A 23,101-nucleotide genomic window follows, 5' to 3' on the forward strand; every position below is an offset into this window, starting at 1 on the left:
CACGCGAGCGTGCGCGTGGACCGATGTGAAGGGGAATGTCCATGAGCGACATCGTTCTGGCCCAGACGGCCAACATCAACCCCGGCCTGGCGGCCATCGGGTACGGACTCGGCGCGATCGGCCCGGGAATCGGCGTCGGCCTGATTTTCGCGGCCGTCATCAATGGTACCGCACGGCAGCCGGAAGCGCGCGGGAAACTGCAGACGATGGGTTACTCGACGTTCGTGCTTTCCGAAGTGCTCGCGTTGATCGGCGTCGTCATCTATTTCATCACGTACTCCAAGTGAGGGCGAGGGGCCGGCCGTTCACCGCCGCACGCGGGCGGCGTGCTCGGCCAGCCCGGTCGCCATGTCCTGCATGAAGCGCCGCAGGTACCGACGGAGGAACCAGCGCATGCCCCAGCGCGCGGAGTACGTGCCGTGCCACCGGATCCGCGTCCCGCCGCCGGAGAGTTCGTGCAGCTCGACCGCGGCGCGGTAGTCGGTCAGCTGCGGGTTTTCCGCGCCCTCGTAGGCGAAGCGGCGTTCGGGTTCCAGTGCGGTGATGCGCTCCTTGGTCACGACCTTCCCGGTGCGGAACGCGCGGACCGCGCCGACGCCTTCGGACTGCTCGCTTTCCAGCGCGTCGATCCGCGACCAAGCCGGCCAGGTCCGGGCATCGAGCAGCAGGGCCCATACGGCCGAGGGCGGCGCGGGGGACTCGGCCGTGACGTCATAGGAGGTCATGCGGCCACGGTAGGGCGGTGGCCGGTCCCGGCTCCAGGTCCGGGATTGCGGTGCACCGCTCAGGAATTGCGGTAGGCCGACGGGCGGATGCCGGTGTGCCGCAGGAAGGCGGCGGAGAGGGGACCGGGGCCGGCGAAGCCGCACCGCGCCGCGATCCGGTCGAGCGCGAGGTCCGTGCCGCGCAGCAGCCGCTTCGCCTCCTCGACCCGCAGCCGGGTGAGGAACCGGTGCGGCGTCTCGCCGGTCGCCGCCTTGAAGACCCGGACGAGGTGGTAGACGGACAGGTGCACCTCGGCGGCCACGTCGGCCAGGGTGACCGGTTCGGCGAGCCGTTCGCGCATGATCGCCACGGCGGCGCGCACCCGCGCGTCTTCCCGGGCGGGGGCGGGCTCGGCGCGCTTCCGCCCGTGCCGGGTGAGGAGGTGCGTGGTCAGGAAGGCGGCGGCGGACTCGGCGTAGAGCTCACCGGCCTCGCCGGGGAACCCGATCGTGCGAACGGCTTCCTCGAGCAGGGCATCCCCGGCGGCCAGGGACGCGGCCACGGCGTCGAAGTCCACGGTGCCGCCTAGCTGCGCCGCCACCGCATCGACGGTGTCGCGCGGGATGTGGATCTGGACGCTCCGCATCGACGCGTCCCCGCGGTAACGGCGCGACGCGGGCCGGTGCGGGATCCCCAGCTGGAGCCGCCCGGGCACCCAGGGCGCGCCGGCCGCCATCTCCGCCCGCCCGGACACCGGGAGCACCAGGTGCAGGTCGGCGGTGCCGGGCAGGTGCAGGTCCTCGGCGACGGGCACGTGCTCGAACCGCTGGACGAGCAGCGACCGCCAGCCCGAGTGTTCCCAGCTGCAGAACGTCCGCCGGACGTAGCGCTCCCACGCCACTCCGGCGTAGGGCTGGAGGTCGAACCGGGCGGAGTCGAACACCATGATCTCGAGGTTAGCGGCGCACCCGGGTCGACTCGCGGACGACCAGTTCCGGGGTGAACACCACCGCCTGGCGCTCCACCGTCGTGTCCGCCGTCTCCGCCAGCAGCAGTTCCGCCGCCGTGCGGCCGAGGCGGCGGGCCGGCTGGCGGACCGAGGTCAGCGGGACCGCCGCGGCGCCGGCGAACTCGATGTCGTCGTAGCCGACGATCGCCATCTCCTCGGGGACGCGGACGCCCGCGCCCACCATGGCCTGCAGCACGCCGAGGGCGAGCAGGTCGTTCGCGCAGAAGACCGCCGTGGGCCGGGGGCTCGTGCCGAGCAGGCGCGCGCCCGCGTCTCGGCCCGAGCTGACGTCCAGGCCGATCGCCTCCAGCACGGTCAGCTCCGCCGCCGAACCGGCGAGGGCCGTGCGGACGCCCTGCTCGCGGTCGCGGCACTGGGTGAGGATCGCCGGGCCGTTGACGAACGCGATCCGGTGGTGCCCGGTCTCCAGCAGGTGCCGGGCCGCGAGCGCGCCGCCCGCGATGTCGTCGACCGCCACCGAACTCGCCTCCGACGCCGGTGCCTTGCGGTCGACGAAGACGTACGGCGTGCCGCTGCGCCGGAACGCGCGCAGGGCTTCACCCGAGGTGGCGACCGGGCTCAGCAGCACCCCGCGAACCCGCTGTTCGGCGAACATCGCCAGGTACGACGCCTCGAGGTCGGAGCGCTGGCCGCTGTTGCAGGTGATGATGTTGAGGCCCTCGGCGTGCGCGGCCTGCTCGGCCCCGCGGGCGACGTCTACGAAGAACGGGTTCCCGAGGTCGAGCACGAGCAGCCCCATGATGCGGCTGCGCCCGGCCCGCAGCTGCCGCGCCGACTCGTCCCGGACGTAGCCGAGCTCTTCGATCACCGACAGCACCCGGTTGCGCGTGGCCGTGGCGACCACGTGCGGCCGGTTGACCACATTGGACACCGTGCCGATCGAGACGCCCGCGCGCTTGGCGACGTCCTTGATGCCGACCACCGCACCCCCTCGCTGAGAAGGCGTGAGCCTACCACGTTCTGAAACGTTTCAGGCGCCGATTCCCGCCGATAGTCGGATGATCGCGCGGCTAGGCTCCGAGCCGGGAGTGCCTGCCGCTGGGAGGAGTCCGGGTGCGGATCTTCACGATCGTCCTGTCACTGGTGCTGACGTGGGTGCTCTCCGGGGCCGTCGCCTCGGCCTCGCCCGTCGTGGAAGGGGACACCGACGATCCGGTGACCGCCGCGCCCGCGGTGACGCGGCCCGACACCGCGCACTGCAGTGTCACCCTCGCCGATGCCTTCCGCTCCAACGCCGCCGACGGCACGCCGCAGTTCTACGAGGGCACGCTCGCGCCGCCCAAGGCCTGTCCGGGGCCGTGGGCGAAGGTCGTCATGGATCAGACCGTCACCGTGAGCGGGCGGCAGTACGACCGGATCGGCGATCTGCGGATCGGGGGGACCGAGGTCTGGTGGGGGACGACCGAGGAGCCCAGTGGTGAGGGCAAGCGCGCGATCACCTACCACTTCGACAAGGACCTCACGCCCTACGCCGCGCTGCTGCGCACGCCGCAGCCGTTCCACGGCGGCATCGAGAACTACAACTCGCCGGTCTACACCGGGGTCTACGCCCAGACCGTGACGCTCACCTACTACCAGGCCGACCGGAAGCACCCCGCGCCCGGGACCGCCGATCACGTCGCCGGGTTCGGGCACGCCGACGCGACCCCCGCGGCGCCGACCGTGCACTTCAGCGCGAAAGACCTGCCGCGCAACATCACCCGCGCCTACCTCGAGGTCACCCTCGAAGGCCACGCCTGCGACGAGCAGTGGTTCGACGACGTCCCCGACGAGGTGTCGGCGAAGTACCCGGCCGCCGGGCTCTGCGGCAAGGGGCCCTACCGCGAAGCGAACTTCGCGATCGACGGGACCGCCGCCGGCAGCGCTTTCACCTTCCCGCACATCTACTCCGGCGGGATCGTGCCGCAGCTGTGGCGGCCGATCGTGGCGATCGACACCTTCAGCCTGCATGCCGAAACCTACGACGTGACACCGTTCGCGGGCCGGCTCGTGGACGGCGGGACGCATGACTTCTCCTTCTCCTTCCCGGACATCGGCGGCGAGTTCACCGTCGTCCCGACGCTACTGCTCTACACCGACAAAAACGCGGCGCGCACGTCCGGCGCCCTGGTCCAGGACGACGTCGCCGCCGCACCCGAGCGGAAAACGGCGGTGCGGGACATCGACGGCGGCGTGAACGTCACCGTCACCGCGAAGCGCCACGACGTGACCGCCGGCTACGTCGACACCTCCGCCGGCCGCGTGTACACCCGCGTCGAACGCACCCGCGACTACCGCAACAGCGACGACGTCACCGGCGGCGGCTTCACCCAGCACGTCGTGCAGGCCGACTCGGGGCAGCAGACCTCGGTGTCCACAGTGGACGGCCGGGTGCGGTCCGCCGCCCGGCACACGTGGTCCTACCCGCTGACCACCGACGCCACCGCGAACATCACCGACGACCAGAACCTGCGGATCTCCGGTTCGGCCGAGATGACGAAGGAGCTCGGCGACCTCACCGGTGACGGCCGGAGCTGGCGGCCGGTGCGCGCGTCGCGGGAATGGCTGAGCTCCTCAGGCGTGCTGGCCCGCACCAACGGCGTCAACACCGAGGCCGACGGACGCTCGCGGACGTCGTTCGCCGGCTCGGACGACCTCGGCCGCCCGTACTTCCACTACGCCGCCAGCGAGCACGGGCTGATCACGGTGAACCGGGAGGTCCCGCCGCGGAGGTGAGCCCGGTCTCGCCGTCGCTCACCCGATCGGGCTAGTGCGGTACTGTCGGGTACATGGGGAGTCTCCGTGCACGGGTCCTGGGCTGGGTCGGCCGCCGGTACCTCGCCCGGCAGTCGAAAAAGGGCTTCGACCTCGAAAAGATGTCGTCGATCCTGCCCGATTCGGCACTGCTGCCGCTGAAGCGCGACGGGCTCGACCCGGTCGCCGCGATGGCCGAGCGCCGCGCCGAGGCGCCGATCGGCAAGCTCGACCTGCCGTTCGGGATGAACGCCTGGCTGGTCACGGGTTACGACGAGGCTAAGGCCGTCCTCGGCAAGGCCACCGGGTTCTCCAGCGACTTCGGCAACCTCGTCGGCAACGCCGGGGTGACCGCGGACCAGAACCCCGGCGGCCTCGGCTTCGCGGACCCGCCGGTGCACACGCGGCTGCGCAAGCTGCTCACGCCCGAGTTCACGATGCGCCGGCTCGGCAGGCTGGCCCCGCGGATCGACGAGATCGTCGCCGAGCAGCTCGACGCGATGGCCAAGACCGAGGGCCCGGTCGACCTGTGGCAGGCGTTCGCGCTGCCGATCCCGTCGCTGACCATCTGCGAACTGCTCGGGGTGTCCTATGAGGACCGTGCGGAGTTCCAGCGGCTGAGCACCGCCCGCTTCGACCTCTTCGGCGGCGCGGGCGCGTCGCTCGGTGCGATGTCGGAGTCGCTGACCTACCTGCTCGACATCGTCAAGAAGCAGCGCGAGGAGCCCGGCGACGGCCTGCTCGGCATGCTGATCAAGGAACACGGCGACGAGATCGACGACCGCGAACTGGCCGGCCTCGCCGACGGCGTCCTCACCGGCGGCCTCGAGACGACGGCGAGCATGCTGGCGCTCGGCGCGCTGGTGCTGCTGCGCGACGAGAAGGCCCTCGAAGCCGTCCGCGGGGACGACGAGTCCGTGCACCGCTTCGTCGAGGAACTGCTGCGCTACCTGACCGTGGTGCAGATGGCGTTCCCACGCTTCGCCAAGCAGGACATGGACATCGCCGGCGTCCACATCGCGCAAGGCGACATCGTGCTGGTGTCGCTGTCGGCCGCGGACCGCGACCCGAAGCTGGGCGCGGGCATGGACGAGTTCGACGCCACCCGCGAGCCGACGTCCCACCTGGCGTTCAGCTACGGCATCCACCGGTGCATCGGCGCGGAGCTGGCCCGCATGGAGCTGCGCACGGCGTACCCGGCCCTGATCAAGCGGTTCCCGAACCTGCGGCTCGCCGTTCCGGAGCAAGACCTTTCGTTCCGCAAGGTGTCCATTGTGTACGGACTGGACGAGCTGCCGGTCCTGGTCGACTGAGCCTCAGTGCGGGATGGCCCGCCGCGGCCGTCGCCCGACGCGGTCGCGGTGCGCTTCGATGACCATGGCGACCTCGGTGGCGGTGTCCGTGCCGGCGAGCTCCGGCAGGTAGCCGACCTCGGCGGCCAGGATCGCCAGGTCCGCCGCGAAGTAGACGCCCATCAGCGGGTTCACGAACAGCTCGCTGCCCGCGGTGCGGGTGGTGGAGTGCACGTCCCCGAACTCGCCCCGCAGCGCGGCGGCGATCTGCCCCTGGACGATGCTCGGCCGGTCCGGGGTCGCGCGGTTCGCGTCCGCGACGGCGTCCAGGTAAGCAGCCGCTTCCGGGGAGGCCGACGGGATCGACAGCGCGCCCAGGTACCCGCCGGCCCGGTCGAGGGCGGCGAGGTTCTCCAGCACGTGGGCGTGGCAGACGCCGTGGAAGGCGTCGATGCCGAAGCCGAGGCTGACGACGACGCGGTCGATGCCTTCGAGCGCGGCCACCGCGGCGAGGCTCGCCATGTCCTCTTCGGGCGTGCCGAGCCCCGACTCGTCCCCGCGCAGCAGGATGTCCGTGCCGCCGTCGACGAGCACCACCGCGTCCGCGCCGAGCCGGCCGGCCAGGTCCTCGTACGCCGCTCGCAGCGGCCGGGCGCCGACCCGGGGGAAGGCGTGGACGACGCCGGGCCAGCCCTGGGTTTCGAGCCAGCGGGCGAGCGTCCGCTCGGGGAAGTACGCGTCGTCGCCCGCGCTGCCGGGGTGCACCCGCGCGACGTCCGGGGCGATCCAGTCGTCGAGATCGAGGCGGTTCAGGTCGCTGAACGCCAGGTTCGCGAAGTGCACTTCCTTGCCCTGCGCGCGCAGGGCGACGGCCAGCGGGATCCCGGCGTAGACGTCGAACCCGCCACCGGCGCCCGCGACGAGCACGCGGCGCGCGGACTTCAGGCGGGTGAACAGCGGTGGTTCGGCGAGGGTGTGCACCACGCCATGCTACGGGGATTCCGCCACCGGGCGGGCCCGATCGTCCACTGTGGACTCAGCGCACCCCGCGCGGACGGAACTGGATGCTGATCCGCGGCCCGACCGCCCGGCTCGTCTTCGGGATCGCGTGTTCCCACGTGCGCTGGCACGAGCCGCCCATGACGATCAGGTCGCCGTGGCCGAGGGCGTAGCGGTGGGACTCGCCGCCCCCGCGGGGGCGCAGGGCCAGCTGGCGGGCCGTGCCGACCGAGAGGATCGCGACCATCGTGTCTTCCGTGCTGCCGCGGTCGCCGTGCCAGGCGACGCTGTCGCGGCCGTCGCGGTAGTAGCACAGGCCCGCCGTGCGGAACGGCTCGCCGAGCTCGCCCGCGTAGTGCTCGCTCAGCGCGGCGCGCGCCTCGGCCAGCACGGGGTGGGGGAGCGGAGCCGCTTCGCGGTAGAAGCACAGCAGGCGCGGGACGTCGACGAGCCGGTCGTACATCCGGCGCCGCTCGGCCTGCCACGGGACGCCGGTGACGAGGTCGGTGAACACCTCGCCGGCGCCCTCGAGCCAGCCGGGCTGCACGTCGATCCACGCGCCCGCCCCGAGTTCGGTCCGGCGCGGGGCCAGCTCGTGCAGCGTGACGGGGCCGGATTCGCCGAACAGCGATGCCTGCAGTGCCGGGGTCGTCATGGGTTCGACCGTACACCACGTTCGAACAGATGTTCTACGTGAAACATCGGCCGGACCCGCGACAAGGGTTCCGGCAAAGTCGCGCCGGGTGGGTCCGCGGTGTCTTGAATGAGTCATTCAGGACCTCCGAAGACCTGAATGACTCATTCAAGACGTCAGCGAAGCTGTCGCCGAGCGAGCCTCGGGAGCCGGGGCAAGGCGGGCTGAAGGGGACTTTCCTGCGATGGGATGAGAGCAACGTCCCCTTCAGCCCGCGACCGCACCCGCGACCGGTCAGCGGACGAACTCGTAGACCAGCTTCTGGATCCCGTTGCCGTAGGACGCGCTGTCGATCAGCTTCAGGCTCTGCTTGTCCTTGTCGGTCTCGCTGAACAGCCGCTTCCCGGCGCCGAGCAGCACCGGGAACACCAGGAGGTGGAGCCGGTCGATCAGGCCCGCGTCGGCCAGCGACCGGTTCAGGGTGGCGCTGCCGTTGACGATGATCGGGCCGCCCTCGGTCTCCTTGAGCGCGGCGACGTCGTCCAGTGACCGCAGGATCGTCGTCTCGCCCCAGTTGTCCACCAGGTCCGTCTCTTTGAGTGTGGTCGACACGACGTACTTCGGCATCGCGTTGTAGCCGGCGAACTCGACGGTCATGCCCGGCCAGACCGGCGCGAAGGCCTGGTAGCTGACGCGGCCCAGCAGGAGCGCGGTGGCCTCTTCCTGCTCGGTGCCCTTGATCTCGTACGCGGCCGGCTCGAACTCCACGTCCTTGAAGGTCCAGCCCGCGTTGCGGTAGCCGGGCTCGCCGCCGGGGGCTTCGACGACGCCGTCGAGCGAGACGAACGAGGTGGAGATCAGGGTGCGCATGTTTGCTCCTCGGAGGATCGGTGGTGCCTTCACGAGTCTGTCGAACGAGCACGGCCGGATTCGACACGGCCCGGAAAACTCTTGTCCGTGACGGCTCGGGCTCGTACAGTCACCATCACCGCCGCCTCGAGTGATCCAGGAGGTCGACGGTGCGCAGAATGCACGGTGCGGGTGTGGTCGTGGCGGTCGCGGCAGGGCTCGCGATCCTCGCCCCCGCGGCGAACGCCCAGGTCGGGACGGGTCCGTGGACCCCGGAGTCGCCGAGCTATTCGGAGCAGGAGCGGGGGTGCGGCCAGCTTTCCGGGCTCACCTTCCAGCTCACCTGCTCGACTTCGAGCGGTGATCAGCGCGCGGAACGCCGCTACGCCACCTACACCGGCGGCACTCACCAGTTCGAGGGCTCGTTCAAGATCACCAGCATGACCGGCTCCCGGATCAGTCTCAAGCAGACGTTCCGGGACGGCTCGAACGCCGGGCCGTACTTCATGCTGGCCGTCGAGAAGGGCGGCCGGCTGTACGCGGTGGAGGGCGGGGCGACGCTGGGCAGCGGCGCGACCGTCGGCACGTCGGTGCGGGTCAACACGATCAACCAGGTCGGCAGCTCGCACAAGGTGTACCTCAACGGCTCGCTGAAGCAGACGATCTCCAGCGCGAGCGGCAGCTACTACGACAAGTTCGGCAGCTACCGCACGTCCAGTGGCGCGGGGCCGATCACCGTGCAGTGGAGCGGCGTGAAGTTCTGGCGCAAGTGACGCACCGGCGGCGCTCCCGGATCAGGCCGGGGGCGCCGCCCACGCGTCGGGGTCGTCCCAGGCGGACAGCCGCAGGCCACTGGTGAACCGCCGGGGCGTCCCGGTGACCGGGTCGTCGAAGGCGAGCACCTTCGCCAGCAGCTGCAACGGTTTCGTGAAGTCACCGAGCGGTTTTTCGCGCAGCTGCGGGTAGAAGTCGTCGCCGAGGATGGGGACGCCGAGCCCGCTGAGGTGGACGCGCAGCTGGTGCGTCCGGCCGGTCGACGGCTTCAGCCGGTAGCGCCCCAGCCCGTCGCGGTGCTCGAGCAGTTCGACGTGCGTCTCGGCGTTCGGCTCGCCCGGCTCTTCGCGTGCCGCGAGCACGCCGCGCTCCTTGACGATCCGGCTCCGGACGGTCCGCGGCAGCTCCAGGCCCGGGTCGTAGGGCGCGATCGCCTCGTACTCCTTGTGCACCCGGCGGTCGCGGAACAGCGTCTGGTACTTCCCGCGCAGCTCCGGCGTGATCACGAACATCACCACGCCGGCGGTGACCCGGTCGAGCCGGTGCGCGGGGGACAGGTGCGGCAGGCCGAGGTCGCGTCGCAGCCGCACGAGCGCCGTCTCGAGGATGTGCTGCCCGCGCGGGATGGTCGCCAGGAAGTGCGGCTTGTCGACGACCAGCAGGTGCTCGTCGCGGTGCACGACGCGGATTTCGAACGGGACCGGCACCTCGTCGGGCAGGTCGCGGTGGAACCAGATGAACGAGCCGGGCTCGAACGGCGTGTCGACGCCGAGCGGGCCGTCGACGCCGTGGATGCGCTCCTCGCGCAGCATTTCCTCGATGCGGGCCGGTGCCACGCGGGGCAGCCGGTCGACGAGGTGCGCCAGAAGGGTCGGCCACTCGCCGTCGGCGGGGAGCTTGAGCCGGGCGGGGTCCAGCCCGTGGCGCGGCGGGATCGGCGGCCTGAGCTTGCGTCTCATCGTCCTCTGACTCTACTTAACCCTCCGAAGGGGTCCGGTAGCGCGCGAGGTAGCGGGCGGTCGCTTCGGCGTTCTTCGCCTCGGCGGCTTCGGCGCGGATGCGGCGGCCGGTGTTGTGCGGGAACCCCTGCCTGCCGAGCCGGTGCTCGACGCTCTCCTCCATGTACGCGCAGGAGTAGAAGTACGCGACGAGCCCGGCCATGAGGACCAGGGAGAGCCGCAGCCAGATCGAGCCGGGCAGCAGCAGCCACACCGCGCACAGCGGCAGGATGCCGACCGACCGCTGCAGCACGTACCGCGCGCGCCAGTGCTTGGACGTCGCATCGTGCAGGGCCCAGTCGTTGAGCCGCTCGGGGAGCCGCACGCCGACGGCGTAACCGAACCAGCGGAGCACACTCGGTCGTTCCATGAGTTGGATAGTACACTAATGCTTAGTGCACTAATCATTAGCGCGATCGACGACACAGTAGGATCGGCGGCATGATCGACCTGGGTGAGGACCCCCTGAAGCTGGACCGGCAGGTGTGCTTCGCGCTGTCGGTGGCTTCGCGCAGCGTGATCGCGATCTACCGGCCGCTGCTCGAGCCGTACGGCCTGACCCATCCGCAGTACCTGGTGATGCTCGCGCTGTGGGAGCGCTCGCCGCGCTCGGTGAAGGACCTCGGCGCGTCGCTGCGCCACGAGCCCGCGACGCTTTCGCCGCTGCTGAAGCGGCTGGAGGCGCTGGGGTACGTGACGCGCGCCCGCAGCCGGGAGGACGAGCGGCAGCTGACCGTCGAGCTGACGGCGAAGGGCCGCGCGCTGCGGGCGGAAGCGGAGAAGATCCCGTACAAGGTCGTCGAGACCCTCGGGATGGAGCTGCCCGAGCTGGAGGCGCTGCACGCCGCGCTGAGCCGGGTCATCGCCGCGACCGCCTGAGGAATTCCCGGCCGCCCGGCGCGTTGCCCCTGGAAGAGCCTTCCGGGAGGAACCGTGCTGAAGATCAGGCTGGGCGTCGCGCCGGCGGCGGGAACGGGACCCGGCGAGTTCGCCGGGCTGGCGCGGCGGCTGGAGGCGGCCGGCGTCGACTCGCTGTGGTTGTCCGAACTCGTCTACTCGCCCGAAGTCGATCCCATGATCGGGATGACGCACGCGCTCGCGACGACGGAGAAGCTCAAGGTCGGCACCGGCGTGGCGATCCTGCCGGGCCGGCACCCGGTGCTCGTCGCGAAGCAGCTGCTCACCCTGGCCGGCCTCGCGCCCAAGCGGGTGCTCCCGGTGTTCGGGCTGCGCCCGGCCCGCACCGCCGAGCACGATCTCTTCCCGGTGCCCGCCGGGCGGCGCGCCGCGGTGTTCGACGAGTCGCTGACCCTGCTGCGGCGGCTGCTCGAAGAGGACGACGTCTCCTTCGACGGCGAGTTCTTCCGCGTCGACGGGGCCCGCCTCGGGCCGCGCCCGGCCAAGCGGCTGGACGTCTGGCTCGGGGGAGCGGCGCCGGCCGCGCTGCGCCGCGCCGGGCGGCTCGCCGACGGGTGGCTCGGCAGCTTCCACACACCGGCCCAGGCGCGCGACGCCCGCATCGCGATCCAGGAGGCCGCGGCGGACGCCGGGCGCGAGATCGAAGCCGACCACTTCGGGCTCAGCCTGCCCGTGGCCGACAAGGGAGTGCCGGACGAGCTGCTGGCCGCGGCGGCGAAGCGGCAGCCGGGCGTGCCGGTCGAGGACCTGGTGGCGACCAGCTGGCCCGAGGCGCGCCGGCTGGTCGAGCAGCACATCGAGGCCGGTCTGACGAAGTTCGTCATCCGGCCCGGGCACGGCGACTTCGAGGAGTTCCTGGCGAACTTCCAGGCGGAACTGATGCCACTGCAGAACTGACTGTACCTACTGGTATGTACACTCAGGTCCGTGGACACGAGGGAACGCCTCATCGAGAGCACCCGCACGTTGTTGTGGGAGCGCGGGTACGTCGGGACCAGCCCGAAGACCATCCAGCGGCTCGCCGGCGCCGGCCAGGGCAGCATGTACCACCACTTCTCCGGCAAGGAGGAGCTGGCGCGCGCGGCGATCGACCGCACCGCCGAGGAGCTGCGGGCCGCCGCCGAAGCGCAGCTGTCCGGGCCCGGCACCGCGCTCGAGCGCATCACGGCCTACCTCCGCCGTGAGCGCGACGTCCTGCGGGGCTGCCCGGTCGGGCGGCTGACGCAGGACCCGGACGTCATGGCCGCGCCGGTGCTCCGCGAGCCGGTCGAAGAGACGTTCTCCTGGCTGCGCACGCGCCTCGCCGAAGTCGTCGCGGAGGACGGCGGCGGGCTCGACCCGGCGGCGACTGCGGCCGCCATCGTCGCGACGCTGCAGGGCGGCTACGTCCTCGCCAGGGCCGCGGACCGCACCGAGCCGTTCGAGCAGGCGATCGAGGGCATCCTCGCGCTGCTGAAGACCCGCTGAAGGGGAAGCCGTGCCGACCGAACCGCTGAGCCGGGTGATCGTCCTCGACCAGGAACTCCCGGCCCCGCTGGCGACCTCGAGGGTCGAAATCCGGCGGATCACCATCGCCCCCGGGTACGCCGCCGGGCTGCACGTCCACAACGGACCCGTCTTCGGCAGCATCGAAACGGGCTCGGCCGTCTACCAGATCGAGGGCGGCCCGGAGACCGTGCTCGAGCCGGGAGACGTCTTCTACGAGCCCGAAGGCGTCCGGATCGCCCGGTTCGACGCGCGGGACGAGGGCGTGACGTTCCTCGGCTACTTCCTGCTCGGCGACGGGATGACCGCCGAACTCGTCTTCCCCGACGCCTAGAACTCCAGCTGCTCGGTCTTGCGTGGCATCAGCAGCAGCGCCAGCACCGAGAGCGCCGCCACCGCCAGCAGGCCGACGAACACGTAGTGCGTCGCGTCGTTCAGCGCGCCCCGGACGAACGTCGCCACCGGGGAATCGGAGTGGCCGCCCAGCACCAGGCTCGTCGCGTCCACCGACGGCGGCAGCTTGCCCGCCACCTCCGCCGGCGGGTTCGCGAACCGCGAAGCCAGCGTCGCGTTCGCGATCGCGCCGAACACCGCCGCGCCGACCGCGCTGCCCAGTGACCGGCTGAACAGGTTCGTCGCGGTGACCACGCCGCGGCGGTCCCAGCCCACCACCGACTGGATCGCCACCAGGGTCGGGCTCGCCGCCAGGCCGAGGCCGATGCCGAGGACGAACGCCGCGAGCGCGGCCGACCAGATCGACGACGTCGCGCCCAGCGTGGCCACCAGCACGCCGCCCCCGATGATGAACACGCTGCCGATCAGCGCCGTGTCGCGGAAGCCGATGCGCAGGTAGATCTTGCCCGCCAGGGACGCCGAAATCGGCCAGCCGACCGTCAGCGCCGCGACCGCGAACCCGGCCACCAGCGCGCCCGCACCGAGCACGCCCTGCGCGTACGTCGGCAGGTACGACGTCAGGCCCATCAGGACCGCGCCGACCACGACCGCGACCAGGTTGCCGCCCACCAGGATCCGCCGGGTGAACACCCACAGCGGCAGCACCGGCTCGGCCGCGCGCTTCTCCACCAGCACGAACGCCACCAGCATCGCCGCGCCCACGACGAAGATCGCCACGCTGGGCAGCGAGCCCCACGCCCACGCGACGCCGCCTTCGAGCAGGCCCAGGATCACCAGCGAGCAGCCGACGGTGAGCAGCGCGGCGCCGGTGTAGTCGACCTTGTGCGGCTTGCGCTCCACGCGCTCGGCGAAGTTGCGGAACAGCATCAGCGCGGCGATCGCGCCGAGCGGCAGGTTGACGAAGAAGATCCACCGCCAGTCCAGGTACTCGGCGAACACGCCGCCGAGGGTCGGGCCGACCACCGACGCGACGCCCCAGACACTGGCGACGTAGCCCTGCACCCGGGCGCGTTCCTCCACCGTGTAGAGGTCGCCGATGATCGTCATCGACATCGGCTGGATCGCGCCGGCCCCGATGCCCTGCACCGCGCGGGCGGCGATCAGCACCGGCATGCTCCACGCGGCCCCGCACAGCACCGAGCCGATGAGGAACGCCGCGATCCCGAAGAACATCACCGGGCGGCGGCCGAGGACGTCGGCGAACTTGCCGTAGAGCGGCACGGTGACGGCCTGGGTGAGCAGGTAGATCGAGAACAGCCACGGGAACTGCGAAAACCCGCCGAGGTCGCGCACCACCGAGGGGACCGCGGTCGCGATGATCGTGCTGTCCAGCGCGACCAGCGCGGTGCTGAGCATGACGGCGACCAGCACCGGGCCGCGTTCCGAACGGAAGCCGACCCCCTTGACGCTGGTGGCGGCGGGTGTCGTCATCGGCGGGCTGCTCCTCGGGGCGGTCATGTCCGGGGTCAACTACTTTGCAGTCCTAAGCATTCCACCGCGAGGCACCGCATCCCAGCGAATTTCCGTCTCCGCGTCGATCGCGCAAGATGGGAGGGGTGAACGACTGGATCCGGCCGATCGGGCGGGGCTGGGTGGTCCGCGACGCGGTCCCCGGTCCCGACGTCGACGAGTTCGCCGAGCCCGACCGGGTGGCCGACGCGCTGGCCGCGCCGGGGGCCGGCGACACGCTGCTGGCCGTGCAGCACCCCGCGCGCACGCCCGCGGCGCTGGCGCGAGGCCTCGACCTGGCCGCCGCCGTCCCGGTCGCCCGCGCGGTGCTCGAACGGCTCCGCAAGCGGTCCTACCGGCCGGTGCGCGAGGTCGTCGCGCCGTACCGGATCGAAGGGCCGGACGGCGTCGCGCTGGGCCTGCTCTGCCTGGTCGACCCGGCCGCGGTGACCGACGACGGCACCGCGCGGGTCCGGCACACCGAGGACGTCTACCCCGACGTCGTGGCCGAGCGGGCCGCCGTGCTCGCCGGGCTCGGCTGCGCGACCAGTGCGGCGCTGCTCGTCCCGGCCACCGGCGGGGACCTTTTGACCGACGAGGTCGCCCGCGCGTGCGGCGCGCTCGGCCTGCCCGATCTGTCCACTTCGGACGCGGCCGGGCGGCGGCACGACCTGTGGGTGGTGCCCGCCGGACCGCTGCAGCACCGCCTGCTGGCCGCGGCCGGCGCCGCGGAACTCCTGGTCGCCGACGGCAACCACCGCGTGGCCGCGGCCGCGGCGGCCGGGCACGGCAGCCTGCTCGCCCTGGTCACCGCGGGCCCGGAGCTGCGGATCGGCGCGATCCACCGGGTGCTCACCGGCACCGGCCTCGGCCCGGAGGACCTGGTCTCCCGCTGGTCGGCGGCGGGCCTGGACGTGCGCTACGACGAGCACGCGGCGCCGGTCACCGGCGAGGCGGTGGTGCGCGCGGGCACGGCGGTGCTGCGGGTCGTGCTCCCGAAGCCCGAGGTGCCAGGACCGGTCATCGACCACGAGATCGTCGAGCGCGTCCTCTTCGCGGAGGCGCTGGGCATCGACCCCGACGGGCCGTGCTCGCACCCGCTCCCCGACGGCCGCCCGGTGCCGCCGGACGCCGACGCGGTGGTCCTGCTGGCCCCGGTGAGCCGCGCGGACGTCCTCGCCGTGCACGCGGCGGGGCGGCGGATGCCGCGGAAGGCCACGTACTTCACGCCGAAGCCGCGCAGTGGACTGGTGCTGGCGGAGCTCTAGAAGCTGGGCGAAGTGGTCTCCGGTAGCGGGGTCACCCGCGTTCGGGCCGAGCGCCCCAATGTGGCCTTCGGTGCGTCTGACGCACCCAAGGCGGCCTTCGGTGCGCAAGACGCAACCAAGGCCACCTTGGGGCGCGTTCGCCGGCGGCATACGAAGCCGCGTTGAGGACGTCGTAGCGCCAGCGCATCGGGTAGCCGAACTCGTGGACCCACGGCCCGAGCGGCTCACCCGTCGACCGCCGCCGGAACAACCCGCGTTCCAGGAGGTACTCCTCGCCACCGCGGCGGGCTTCGTGTGTTTCCGGCGTGCCGCCAGTCGCGTTCTCGTACGCCAGCAACCCTTTGAGGGAGTTGAGTGTCGAGTGGACGGACGAACGCGTCGAGCCTTCGACCCACTCGCAGTTCCAGCCGCCGTCCGGCAGCCGGTGGGTGGTGAACCACGCGGCGATGCCGGCGACGTCCGCGCCGAGCCACAGCCCGTTGGCCAGGGTCCAGGCGTTGATGCAGCAGTCGACTTCGCCGTCCCAGTAGGGCAGGTCGTCGTACTCCCACCGGCAGTTCGCGGCCAGCAGCCCGGCCGTGCCGCCCAGGACGGCGGCGTCGAGGCCCCATTCGCGCAGGGCGTTCAGTGACCACGTCGTCGCCGTCCAGGGCTGGGGCTCGTCGCCACGGAAGCCGGCCGGGAAGAACGCGCCGCCCGCCCAGCGGCCGTCGGGGTCCTGCGCCGCCAGCAGCCGCGCGCCGAACCCCTCCGACGCGACCCGGGCGCGCGTCGCTTCCCAGACCTCCGGTGGGGCGCCCGCGAGGTCCCGCTCGACTTGCCAGCGCAGGGCCGGGTCCGAGTCGAGCAGCCACGCGAGCACGTCCACTAGGCCCCCGTGACGCCGTCGATCGCTTCCCGGATGAAGTCCGCGTGGCCGTTGTGCCGGGCGTATTCGTGGATCATGTGCAGCATCACCAGCCGCAGCGACACGTCCTCGCCCCAGCGCGCCTGGTGGCCGGTGACGTCGAGGGACTCGGCCGCCTCTTCGATCTTGCGGGAGTGCTCCACTTCTTCCTGCCACGCGGCGAAGGCTTCCGCGCGCGTGGAGGAACTCGCGTCGTAGGCGGCCTGGAAGTCGCCTTCGGCCGACCACCGCAGCGGGATGTCTTCGGCGTTGATCACCCGCCGGAACCAGGTGCGCTCCACTTCGGCCATGTGCCGGACGAGCCCGAGCAGCGACAGCGTCGACGGCGGGCTGGCGGCGCGGCGGAGGTCCTCGTCGGACAGTCCGTCGCACTTCATCGCGAGGGTGGCGCGGTGGAAGTCGAGGAACGTGCGCAGCATTTCGCGCTCGCCCCCGGTCAAGGGTGGTTCTGGGCGTTCGGTCGTCACGAGTCAGTGTGTATCACGCCCAAAAATGTCGTACCCGTGTTTTAAGCTCGCGCGGTGGACTTGCCCGTGATGCCGCCGGTGCGGCCGATGCTCGCGAAAGCCGTGCACGAGGTGCCTCGTGACCCGGGGCTGCTCTACGAGCCCAAGTGGGACGGCTTCCGCTGCGTCGTGTTCCGCGACGGCGACGAGATCGAGCTGGGTTCGCGCAACGACCGCCCGCTGACCCGCTACTTCCCGGAGCTGGTCGAGCTGCTGGCCGCCGCGCTGCCGCCCCGCTGCGTCGTGGACGGCGAGATCGTGCTGGTCACGCCCGCGGGGCTCGACTTCGAGGCGCTGCAGCTGCGGCTGCACCCGGCGGCCTCGCGCGTGCGCAAGCTGGCCGAGGAGACGCCGGCCAGCTTCATCGCGTTCGACCTGCTCGCCCTCGGCGACACCGACCTCACCGAGGCGCCCTTCCGGGAGCGGCGCGAACAGCTGGAAAGCATCCTCCGCGCCGACGCCGAAGGCCTCCAGCGCGTCCACCTGACCCCGCTCAGCGACGACCCGGCGCAGGCCGAGGACTGGTTCACCCGGTTCGAGGGCGCGGGCTTCGACGGTGTCATGGCGAAGCCCGCGGACCTGCCGTACGAGCAGGACAAGCGGGTGATGCTGAAGGTCAAGCACGAGCGCACGGCCGACTGCGTCGTGACCGGCTTCCGCTGGCACAAGGACGGCGCGGGCATCGGTTCGCTGCTGCTCGGGCTGTTCGACGGCGAGGGCGTGCTGCACCACGTCGGCGTGGCCAGCAGCTTCACCAAGGCGCGGCGGGCCGAGCTGGTCGACGAGCTGGCGCCGCTGCGCGAGAACGCGCTCGAGAACCACCCGTGGCGGTCGTGGGCGGAGTACCAGCCCGAGCCCGGCAGGCAACCGGGCGCGATGAGCCGCTGGGCACCGCAGAAGGACCTCTCCTGGGAGCCGCTGCGGCCCGAGTGGGTGGCGGAGGTCCGCTACGAGCACCTGCAGGGCGGCCGGTTCCGCCACGGCGGGCGGCTGGTCCGGTTCCGGCCCGACCGCACCCCGGAGTCCTGCACGTACGCCCAGCTCGACGAGGCGCCGCCCGCCGAGCTCGCCAAGCTGTTCGGGGAGGCGCGATGAGCGAGGCCGTGCTGCTCGACGTCGACGGCGTCGAGGTCAAGATCAGCAGCCCGGACAAGGTGTACTTCCCGGAGCGCGGCGAGACGAAGCTCGACCTCGTCGAGTACTACCGCGCGATCTCGGGACCGCTGCTGTCCCGGCTCGGCGGGCGCCCGCTGCTGCTGGAGCGCTACCCCGACGGCGCGGGCGGCAAGAACTGGTTCCAGAAGCGCGTGCCGAAGGGCGCGCCGCCGTGGCTGAGCACCACCGTCGTCTCGACGCCGAACGGCACGACGAGCGACGCGCTGGTGGCGAAGGATCTCGCGCACATCCTGTGGGCGGTGAACCTCGGCTGCCTCGGCTTCCACGTGTGGCCCTACCGCGCGGACACGCCCGAGGTCACCGACGAGCTGCGCGTCGACCTCGACCCGTCACCCGGGATCGGCTTCGACGAGCTGCGCGAGGCCGCGGTGCTGACCCGGGAGTTCCTGGCCGAGCACGGCATCGAAGGCCACCTGAAGACGTCCGGTTCGCGGGGCCTGCACCTGTACGTGCTGCTCGAACCGCGCTGGGACAGCTTCCAGGTCCGGGCCGCGGCGGTCGCGCTGGCGCGGGCGCTCGAACGCCGTCACTCGGCGAAGATCACCGCGCAGTGGTGGAAGGAGGAACGCGGCTCGCGCGTGTTCGTCGACTTCAACCAGAACGCCCCGCACAAGACCGTGTTCGGCACCTGGTGCGTGCGGCCGCGGGTGGGCGGCCAGGTGTCCACGCCGATCGGCTGGGACGAACTGGACACGGTGGAGCCGGACACACTCACCCTGAGCACGGTTCCCGCGCGAGTGGCCGAACGCGGCGACCCGTGGGCCGGCGCGGGGGAGCGGCCGCAGTCGATCGAGCCGCTGCTGGCGATGTCCGAAGCGGACCTGGCGAACGGCCTGATGGACGCGCCGTGGCCGCCGGTCTACCCGAAGATGCCCAACGAGCCGCCGCGGGTGGCGCCGAGCCGCGCGAAGAAGGCGTGAAGTGGCCACCGTCGCGGAGTGCCCGGCCGACGACGGGTTGCTGCTCGCCCTGATGACGGCGATGACGGCCGAACTGATCGTGGTCTACGACCTGCCCCCGGACGCCCAGCCCCGCCCACTGGCCCCGGCCAGCCGCTACCTCCTGGCCCGCGACGGCCCCCGCGCGATCGGCTGCTGCGCGGTCGAACCGGTCGAGCCGGGCCTGTCCGAGCTGAAGCGCCTGTTCGTCGCCCCGGACGCCCGCGGCACCGACGTCTCGGGAGCCCTGGTCGCCGAGTCCGAACGCCTCGCCCGCCACCAGGGCGCGGTCCGCCTCCGCCTGGAAACGGGCATCCGCCAGCGGGCGGCGATGCGCCTGTACGAGCGTGCGGGGTACCGGCGGGTGCCGAACTTCCCGCCGCACGAAAGCGATCCCGAGTCGGTCTGCTACGAGAAGGCGCTCGCTTAGACCTCGAGGTCCAGCGACAACTGCGCACGGTCCTCGCCGTCCGCGGACGCGCCCGACAGCGTGGCGACGCACCCCGGGCAGGGCGTGAGCTCCGCCGTCGTCAAGTCGACCGGTTTCCAGCTGCGGGATTCGCGCTCGCCGCAGGCGGAGCGGCGGTAGCGGAGGTCGCCGGAGCGGGTCATCAGGTGGGCCAGGGGGACGTCTTCGGGCAGCACGCCGACCCGGTACCAGCGGGGTGTGCTCACCGCGGTGGTCGTCATGGGCGACAGTCTCCGCCGCGGTGGGCGGGGCGGGAGCGCATTTGCCGGTCGTCGGCGTGTCAGGCCTGGTCGGGGAGGTAGCGGAGGATGTGCAGCAGGCCGCGCTCGTCGACCACCGACGGATCCGGGGCCACGCACCCGCGCAGCTCGGCCAGGACGGCGTCGGTGTCGAGGCCGGCGCCGATCAGCACCAGCTCGGTGCGGTGCGGCTCCCGCGCGGGCCACGGCGAACGCGCCAGCTGCACGAAGCCGCCGACCGTGTGCAGGTGGAAGCGGGCGTCGATGCCGAAGTCGGCCTGGCCCTTCATGCGGTAGAGCCCGGCCGGGCGGCGCTCCAGGAAGTCCACGAACGCGCGGGGCGCCAGTGGCGTCTCGGCCGTGAACGTGACCGTCTGGTAGCTCGCGTGCAGGTGCTCGGCGTGGTCGTGCTCCTCGCGCAGGTCGTCGAACGACAGCTGGCCGACGCGCTCACCGCGGGGTTCGGGGTCGAAGAACAGCCTCGGGTCGACGCGGCCGTGCTCGGTGACCAGCAGCGGACGGCCGGGTGCCAGCTCTTCGACGACCGCCGTCAGCTTCGCGAGCGTTTCGGCGGACACCCGGTCGGCCTTGTTCAGCACCACGAGGTCGGCCAGCCGCAGGTGGTCGGCCAGTTCGGGGTGGCGCTCGCGGGCCGCTTCGAACTCGGCCGCGTCCACGACCTCGGCGAGCCCGCCGTAGCGGATGTCCGGGTTCTCGCTGGCGATCATCAGCCGGATGAGGTCGCGGGGCTCGGCGATGCCGCTGGCCTCGACCACGATGACGTCGATGCCCGCTTCGGCCGAGGAGAGCCGGCCGAGCATCGCGTCCAGGCCGCTCGCGTCGACCGCGCAGCACAGGCAGCCGTTGCCGAGCGAAACCATCGTGTCGACCTGGCCGGCGACCGCGAGCGCGTCGACGTTCACCTGGCCGAAGTCGTTGACCACGACGCCGACCCGGGCGCCTTCGCGGTTGGCGAGCAGGTGGTTGAGCAGCGTCGTCTTGCCCGCGCCGAGGAACCCGGCGACGAGGACCACGGGAATCGGGCTCACGCACCCGACTCTAACGGCGCGCGCGGGCGCGCTGATACATGGGGGACCGCGGCCGCGAAAGGCCGTCCGCCGAAATCCCACGAAAAGGTGAAAGGCCGTTTCCGGGAAAGGATCACGGTGCTCGCGCAGTCCACTGTGATCGATTGACTGGAAATGCGCAGCGCCATGTCCGAATGACGCTTGGTAGCAGTGATTCTCCCGGAGTTTTCCCTGGTTGAAGCCTTATTCAAGCATTGTCGGTGTGGAATTCACGATCGGGGGAGTGCGGCACGCGAATCGTGGGGTACTCTCCTCCGCCTGGCCGGAGGTGCCGGGGGCGGCAGTACCTCCAGGCCCGCTCGTCGTCGGCGACCATCGGAGGAACGGTGAACCTTTTCGTCGGGATGCAGAGCACGATTCCGGAGAGTGGGGAAGCACGGTGACCGTTACACCTGAGCGGGTGACGGCACCGCTGCCGCTTTACCCTCAGCGCGTCTCGGGGGAACAGAGCGTCAATTCCGCGGAAGCGGAAGAATTCCTGGACCGGATGTTCGCGGAGGGCGCCGCCGAAGAAGGCGACCGGTTCGAGAACCGGCTCGCCGAAGTCCGGGCGGAAATCGCCGAAACGGGAACCTACCGCCACACCGCGGCCGAGCTGGCGTACGGCGCGCGCACCGCGTGGCGCAACTCGGCCCGCTGCATCGGCAGGCTGTACTGGCGCAGTCTCCGGATCCGCGACCGGCGGCGGGTCACCGACCCCGCGGCGATCGCCGGCGAATGCGTCGCCCACCTGCGCCAGGCCACCCGCGGCGGGCGCATCCGGCCGACGGTCACCGTCTTCGCGCCCGACACGCCGGGCACGCCGGGGCCGCGCATCCACAACGAGCAGCTGATCCGCTACGCCGGCTACCGCCTCGACGACGGCTCGGTCCTCGGCGACCCCCGGTACACCGGGTTCACCGAACGGGTGCGAAGACTCGGCTGGCGCCCGCCGGAGCGCAGAGGCTCCTTCGACGTCCTCCCGCTGCTGGTCGAGGCGCGCCCCGGGGAGCCGCGGCTGTTCACGCTGCCCGCGGACGCCGTGCTGGAGGTCCCGCTCACCCACCCCGACCACCGCTGGTTCGCCGGTCTCGGCCTGCGCTGGCACGCCGTGCCCGCGATCAGCGACATGCCGCTGGAGATCGGCGGGGTCACCTACCCCGCGGCGCCGTTCAACGGCTGGTACCTCGGCACCGAGATCGGCGCCCGGAACCTGGCCGACGAGCAGCGCTACGACCTGCTGCCGGTCGTCGCCGAGCTGATGGGCCTGCCGACGTCGTGCGAGCGCACGCTGTGGCGCGACCGGGCGCTGGTCGAGCTGACCCTGGCGGTCCAGCACTCGTTCGACGCCGCCAGCGTGACCATCGCCGACCACCACACCGAGTCGCGCCGGTTCCTGGCCCACCTCGAACGCGAGGAGCGGGCGGGCCGCCGGTGCCCGGCCGACTGGAGCTGGATCGTGCCGCCGGTGTCCGGTGGCCAGACCGCCGTGTTCCACCGCTACTACGACGAGCCCGACCCGGCGCTGCGCCCGGCGTTCTTGCCGCCCGCGGCCACCGGAGGGTGAACGGGCGGGGCCACGGAACCACGAAGAGCAACGTAAAAGCGCCCGTATGGCGGATCGTGCCCGTCCCGCGGCGCGGCTCGGTCCGCCAAGGCCGACAATGGGGGAATGTCCCTGGTCCTCGTCGCCTACGCCGGGCGCCACGGCGGAACCCGGCAGATCGCCGAGGTGATCGCCGCCGAGCTCGGCGGGACCGGCCTGACCGTCGACGTGCGCGACGCCGCCGACGTCGCCGGGGTCGAGGACTACGCCGCGGTCGTCGTCGGCAGCGCCCTGTACTACCACCGGTGGCGCCCGGAGGCGGTCCGGCTGCTGGAGCGCAACGCCCGGGCGCTGGCCGAGCGCCCGGTCTGGCTGTTCCACAGCGGACCGTGCGGCCCGGGCGCCGCCGGACGGCAGGTCAGCCTGCCGCCGAACGTGGCGCTGCTGGCCGCGCGCATCGACGCCGAACGCACCGCGACCTTCGGCGGGCGCCTCGACCCGGCGACCGTGCGCGGCCTGGTCCCGCGCCTGTTCGCGGCCGGGCGGCGGGCCGGCGACTTCCGCGACTGGGACCGGATCAAGGCCTGGGCCCGGGACGTCGGGCGCCGGGTCCGCACCCGCGTCTCGCTCTGACCCTTGCCCGCCCCCGGCGGTGAGTGCTAAACCCTGCCTGCGGTCTTCCGGTGAACAACCGACGGGACGGGG

General features: G+C 72.0%; 27 protein-coding genes. 14 read left to right on the forward strand and 13 right to left on the reverse strand.

Annotated features, from left to right (window positions below):
- The first annotated feature begins 41 nt into the window (after positions 1 to 41).
- Positions 42 to 287 carry an ATP synthase subunit c family protein gene (locus H4696_RS03360; RefSeq protein ID WP_086864995.1) on the forward strand — a complete coding sequence of 82 codons (246 nt, stop codon included), beginning with the start codon at positions 42 to 44 and terminating at the stop codon, positions 285 to 287.
- Positions 288 to 305: 18 nt separating this feature from the next.
- Here the strand turns inward: H4696_RS03360 and H4696_RS03365 are convergent, their stop codons facing one another.
- Genes H4696_RS03365 through H4696_RS03375 form a run of 3 tightly spaced genes read right to left on the reverse strand, consistent with a single transcriptional unit; the run spans position 306 to position 2,657 of the window.
- Positions 306 to 725, reverse strand: coding sequence for an SRPBCC family protein (locus tag H4696_RS03365; RefSeq protein WP_086864994.1), 420 nt, complete (start codon positions 723 to 725; stop codon positions 306 to 308).
- Between the two features lie 59 nt (positions 726 to 784).
- Positions 785 to 1,651 (reverse strand): AraC family transcriptional regulator, encoded by an 867-nt coding sequence (locus tag H4696_RS03370; protein WP_086864993.1) that lies wholly within the window; start codon positions 1,649 to 1,651, stop codon positions 785 to 787.
- A gap of 10 nt (positions 1,652 to 1,661) precedes the next feature.
- Positions 1,662 to 2,657, reverse strand: a complete 996-nt coding sequence (locus H4696_RS03375; protein ID WP_086864992.1) for a LacI family DNA-binding transcriptional regulator — start codon at positions 2,655 to 2,657, stop codon at positions 1,662 to 1,664.
- A 131-nt stretch (positions 2,658 to 2,788) separates the two neighbouring features.
- On the opposite strand from H4696_RS03375, the gene H4696_RS03380 reads away from it, so the two are divergent.
- Together H4696_RS03380 and H4696_RS03385 are read left to right on the forward strand one after the other, a co-directional pair.
- Entirely contained in the window at positions 2,789 to 4,450 is a 1,662-nt protein-coding gene (locus H4696_RS03380) for a peptide-N4-asparagine amidase (protein ID WP_086864991.1), read from the forward strand.
- Positions 4,451 to 4,503: 53 nt separating this feature from the next.
- Positions 4,504 to 5,781 carry a cytochrome P450 gene (locus H4696_RS03385; RefSeq protein WP_169735199.1) on the forward strand — a complete coding sequence of 426 codons (1,278 nt, stop codon included), beginning with the start codon at positions 4,504 to 4,506 and terminating at the stop codon, positions 5,779 to 5,781.
- A gap of 3 nt (positions 5,782 to 5,784) precedes the next feature.
- Here the strand turns inward: H4696_RS03385 and H4696_RS03390 are convergent, their stop codons facing one another.
- The 3 genes from H4696_RS03390 to H4696_RS03400 all read right to left on the reverse strand — a co-directional run bounded on the left by H4696_RS03390 (position 5,785) and on the right by H4696_RS03400 (position 8,263).
- Entirely contained in the window at positions 5,785 to 6,741 is a 957-nt protein-coding gene (locus H4696_RS03390) for a DUF1152 domain-containing protein (protein WP_086865006.1), read from the reverse strand.
- A gap of 55 nt (positions 6,742 to 6,796) precedes the next feature.
- Entirely contained in the window at positions 6,797 to 7,414 is a 618-nt protein-coding gene (locus H4696_RS03395; protein ID WP_086864990.1) for an alpha-ketoglutarate-dependent dioxygenase AlkB, read from the reverse strand.
- Positions 7,415 to 7,687: 273 nt separating this feature from the next.
- On the reverse strand, positions 7,688 to 8,263 hold the full coding sequence (locus tag H4696_RS03400) for a dihydrofolate reductase family protein (RefSeq protein ID WP_086864989.1): 576 nt from the start codon (positions 8,261 to 8,263) through the stop codon (positions 7,688 to 7,690).
- A 158-nt stretch (positions 8,264 to 8,421) separates the two neighbouring features.
- Here H4696_RS03400 and H4696_RS03405 point away from each other — a divergent pair, with 158 nt between their 5' ends.
- On the forward strand, positions 8,422 to 9,015 hold the full coding sequence (locus H4696_RS03405; protein WP_192782990.1) for a hypothetical protein: 594 nt from the start codon (positions 8,422 to 8,424) through the stop codon (positions 9,013 to 9,015).
- Positions 9,016 to 9,036: 21 nt separating this feature from the next.
- On the opposite strand, the gene H4696_RS03410 is transcribed toward H4696_RS03405, so the two are convergent.
- Complete coding sequence (locus tag H4696_RS03410) at positions 9,037 to 9,975, reverse strand: RluA family pseudouridine synthase (RefSeq protein ID WP_086864987.1); 939 nt, start codon at positions 9,973 to 9,975, stop codon at positions 9,037 to 9,039.
- A 16-nt stretch (positions 9,976 to 9,991) separates the two neighbouring features.
- Positions 9,992 to 10,369, reverse strand: coding sequence for a DUF5313 domain-containing protein (locus tag H4696_RS03415; protein WP_086864986.1), 378 nt, complete (start codon positions 10,367 to 10,369; stop codon positions 9,992 to 9,994).
- 86 nt (positions 10,370 to 10,455) lie between these two features.
- Between H4696_RS03415 and H4696_RS03420 the strand changes: the two genes are divergently transcribed.
- The 4 genes from H4696_RS03420 to H4696_RS03435 are packed head-to-tail and all read left to right on the forward strand — an operon-like array spanning position 10,456 to position 12,751.
- Entirely contained in the window at positions 10,456 to 10,893 is a 438-nt protein-coding gene (locus H4696_RS03420) for a MarR family winged helix-turn-helix transcriptional regulator (protein WP_086864985.1), read from the forward strand.
- A 54-nt stretch (positions 10,894 to 10,947) separates the two neighbouring features.
- Positions 10,948 to 11,829 (forward strand): TIGR03854 family LLM class F420-dependent oxidoreductase, encoded by an 882-nt coding sequence (locus tag H4696_RS03425; protein ID WP_086864984.1) that lies wholly within the window; start codon positions 10,948 to 10,950, stop codon positions 11,827 to 11,829.
- A gap of 30 nt (positions 11,830 to 11,859) precedes the next feature.
- Entirely contained in the window at positions 11,860 to 12,399 is a 540-nt protein-coding gene (locus H4696_RS03430) for a TetR/AcrR family transcriptional regulator (protein WP_086864983.1), read from the forward strand.
- Positions 12,400 to 12,409: 10 nt separating this feature from the next.
- Positions 12,410 to 12,751 carry a cupin domain-containing protein gene (locus H4696_RS03435; RefSeq protein ID WP_211299830.1) on the forward strand — a complete coding sequence of 114 codons (342 nt, stop codon included), beginning with the start codon at positions 12,410 to 12,412 and terminating at the stop codon, positions 12,749 to 12,751.
- Here H4696_RS03435 and H4696_RS03440 read toward each other — a convergent pair.
- Complete coding sequence (locus H4696_RS03440) at positions 12,748 to 14,262, reverse strand: MDR family MFS transporter (protein ID WP_086864982.1); 1,515 nt, start codon at positions 14,260 to 14,262, stop codon at positions 12,748 to 12,750. The two genes, H4696_RS03435 and H4696_RS03440, sit on opposite strands and share 4 nt — an antisense overlap.
- Positions 14,263 to 14,387: 125 nt before the next feature.
- On the opposite strand from H4696_RS03440, the gene H4696_RS03445 reads away from it, so the two are divergent.
- Entirely contained in the window at positions 14,388 to 15,548 is a 1,161-nt protein-coding gene (locus H4696_RS03445) for a DUF1015 family protein (RefSeq protein WP_086864981.1), read from the forward strand.
- A 31-nt stretch (positions 15,549 to 15,579) separates the two neighbouring features.
- On the opposite strand, the gene H4696_RS03450 is transcribed toward H4696_RS03445, so the two are convergent.
- Both H4696_RS03450 and H4696_RS03455 read right to left on the reverse strand, forming a co-directional pair.
- Positions 15,580 to 16,416, reverse strand: coding sequence for a squalene cyclase (locus H4696_RS03450; RefSeq protein ID WP_249027254.1), 837 nt, complete (start codon positions 16,414 to 16,416; stop codon positions 15,580 to 15,582).
- A complete protein-coding gene (locus H4696_RS03455; protein WP_086864980.1) occupies positions 16,416 to 16,922 on the reverse strand; it encodes a DinB family protein in 507 nt (168 codons plus the stop codon). The genes H4696_RS03450 and H4696_RS03455 overlap by 1 nt, the downstream gene beginning before the upstream one ends.
- A 54-nt stretch (positions 16,923 to 16,976) precedes the next feature.
- On the opposite strand from H4696_RS03455, the gene H4696_RS03460 reads away from it, so the two are divergent.
- Genes H4696_RS03460 through H4696_RS03470 form a run of 3 tightly spaced genes read left to right on the forward strand, consistent with a single transcriptional unit; the run spans position 16,977 to position 19,505 of the window.
- On the forward strand, positions 16,977 to 18,056 hold the full coding sequence (locus H4696_RS03460) for an ATP-dependent DNA ligase (protein WP_192782037.1): 1,080 nt from the start codon (positions 16,977 to 16,979) through the stop codon (positions 18,054 to 18,056).
- Positions 18,053 to 19,057 (forward strand): DNA polymerase domain-containing protein, encoded by a 1,005-nt coding sequence (locus tag H4696_RS03465; RefSeq protein ID WP_086864978.1) that lies wholly within the window; start codon positions 18,053 to 18,055, stop codon positions 19,055 to 19,057. The genes H4696_RS03460 and H4696_RS03465 overlap by 4 nt, the downstream gene beginning before the upstream one ends.
- A 1-nt stretch (position 19,058) precedes the next feature.
- Positions 19,059 to 19,505: a GNAT family N-acetyltransferase gene (locus H4696_RS03470; RefSeq protein WP_086864977.1), complete on the forward strand. Its 447-nt coding sequence runs from the start codon at positions 19,059 to 19,061 to the stop codon at positions 19,503 to 19,505.
- Here H4696_RS03470 and H4696_RS03475 read toward each other — a convergent pair.
- On the reverse strand, positions 19,502 to 19,765 hold the full coding sequence (locus tag H4696_RS03475) for a hypothetical protein (RefSeq protein WP_086864976.1): 264 nt from the start codon (positions 19,763 to 19,765) through the stop codon (positions 19,502 to 19,504). The genes H4696_RS03470 and H4696_RS03475 overlap by 4 nt on opposite strands.
- A 59-nt stretch (positions 19,766 to 19,824) precedes the next feature.
- Complete coding sequence (locus H4696_RS03480; protein ID WP_086864975.1) at positions 19,825 to 20,832, reverse strand: CobW family GTP-binding protein; 1,008 nt, start codon at positions 20,830 to 20,832, stop codon at positions 19,825 to 19,827.
- 439 nt (positions 20,833 to 21,271) lie between these two features.
- Between H4696_RS03480 and H4696_RS03485 the strand changes: the two genes are divergently transcribed.
- Positions 21,272 to 22,417: a nitric oxide synthase oxygenase gene (locus H4696_RS03485; RefSeq protein ID WP_086864974.1), complete on the forward strand. Its 1,146-nt coding sequence runs from the start codon at positions 21,272 to 21,274 to the stop codon at positions 22,415 to 22,417.
- Between the two features lie 105 nt (positions 22,418 to 22,522).
- Complete coding sequence (locus H4696_RS03490) at positions 22,523 to 23,029, forward strand: flavodoxin domain-containing protein (RefSeq protein ID WP_086864973.1); 507 nt, start codon at positions 22,523 to 22,525, stop codon at positions 23,027 to 23,029.
- Positions 23,030 to 23,101: the final 72 nt, after the last annotated feature.

The organism is Amycolatopsis lexingtonensis (assembly GCF_014873755.1).
In the GTDB taxonomy this organism is placed as follows: domain Bacteria; phylum Actinomycetota; class Actinomycetes; order Mycobacteriales; family Pseudonocardiaceae; genus Amycolatopsis; species Amycolatopsis lexingtonensis.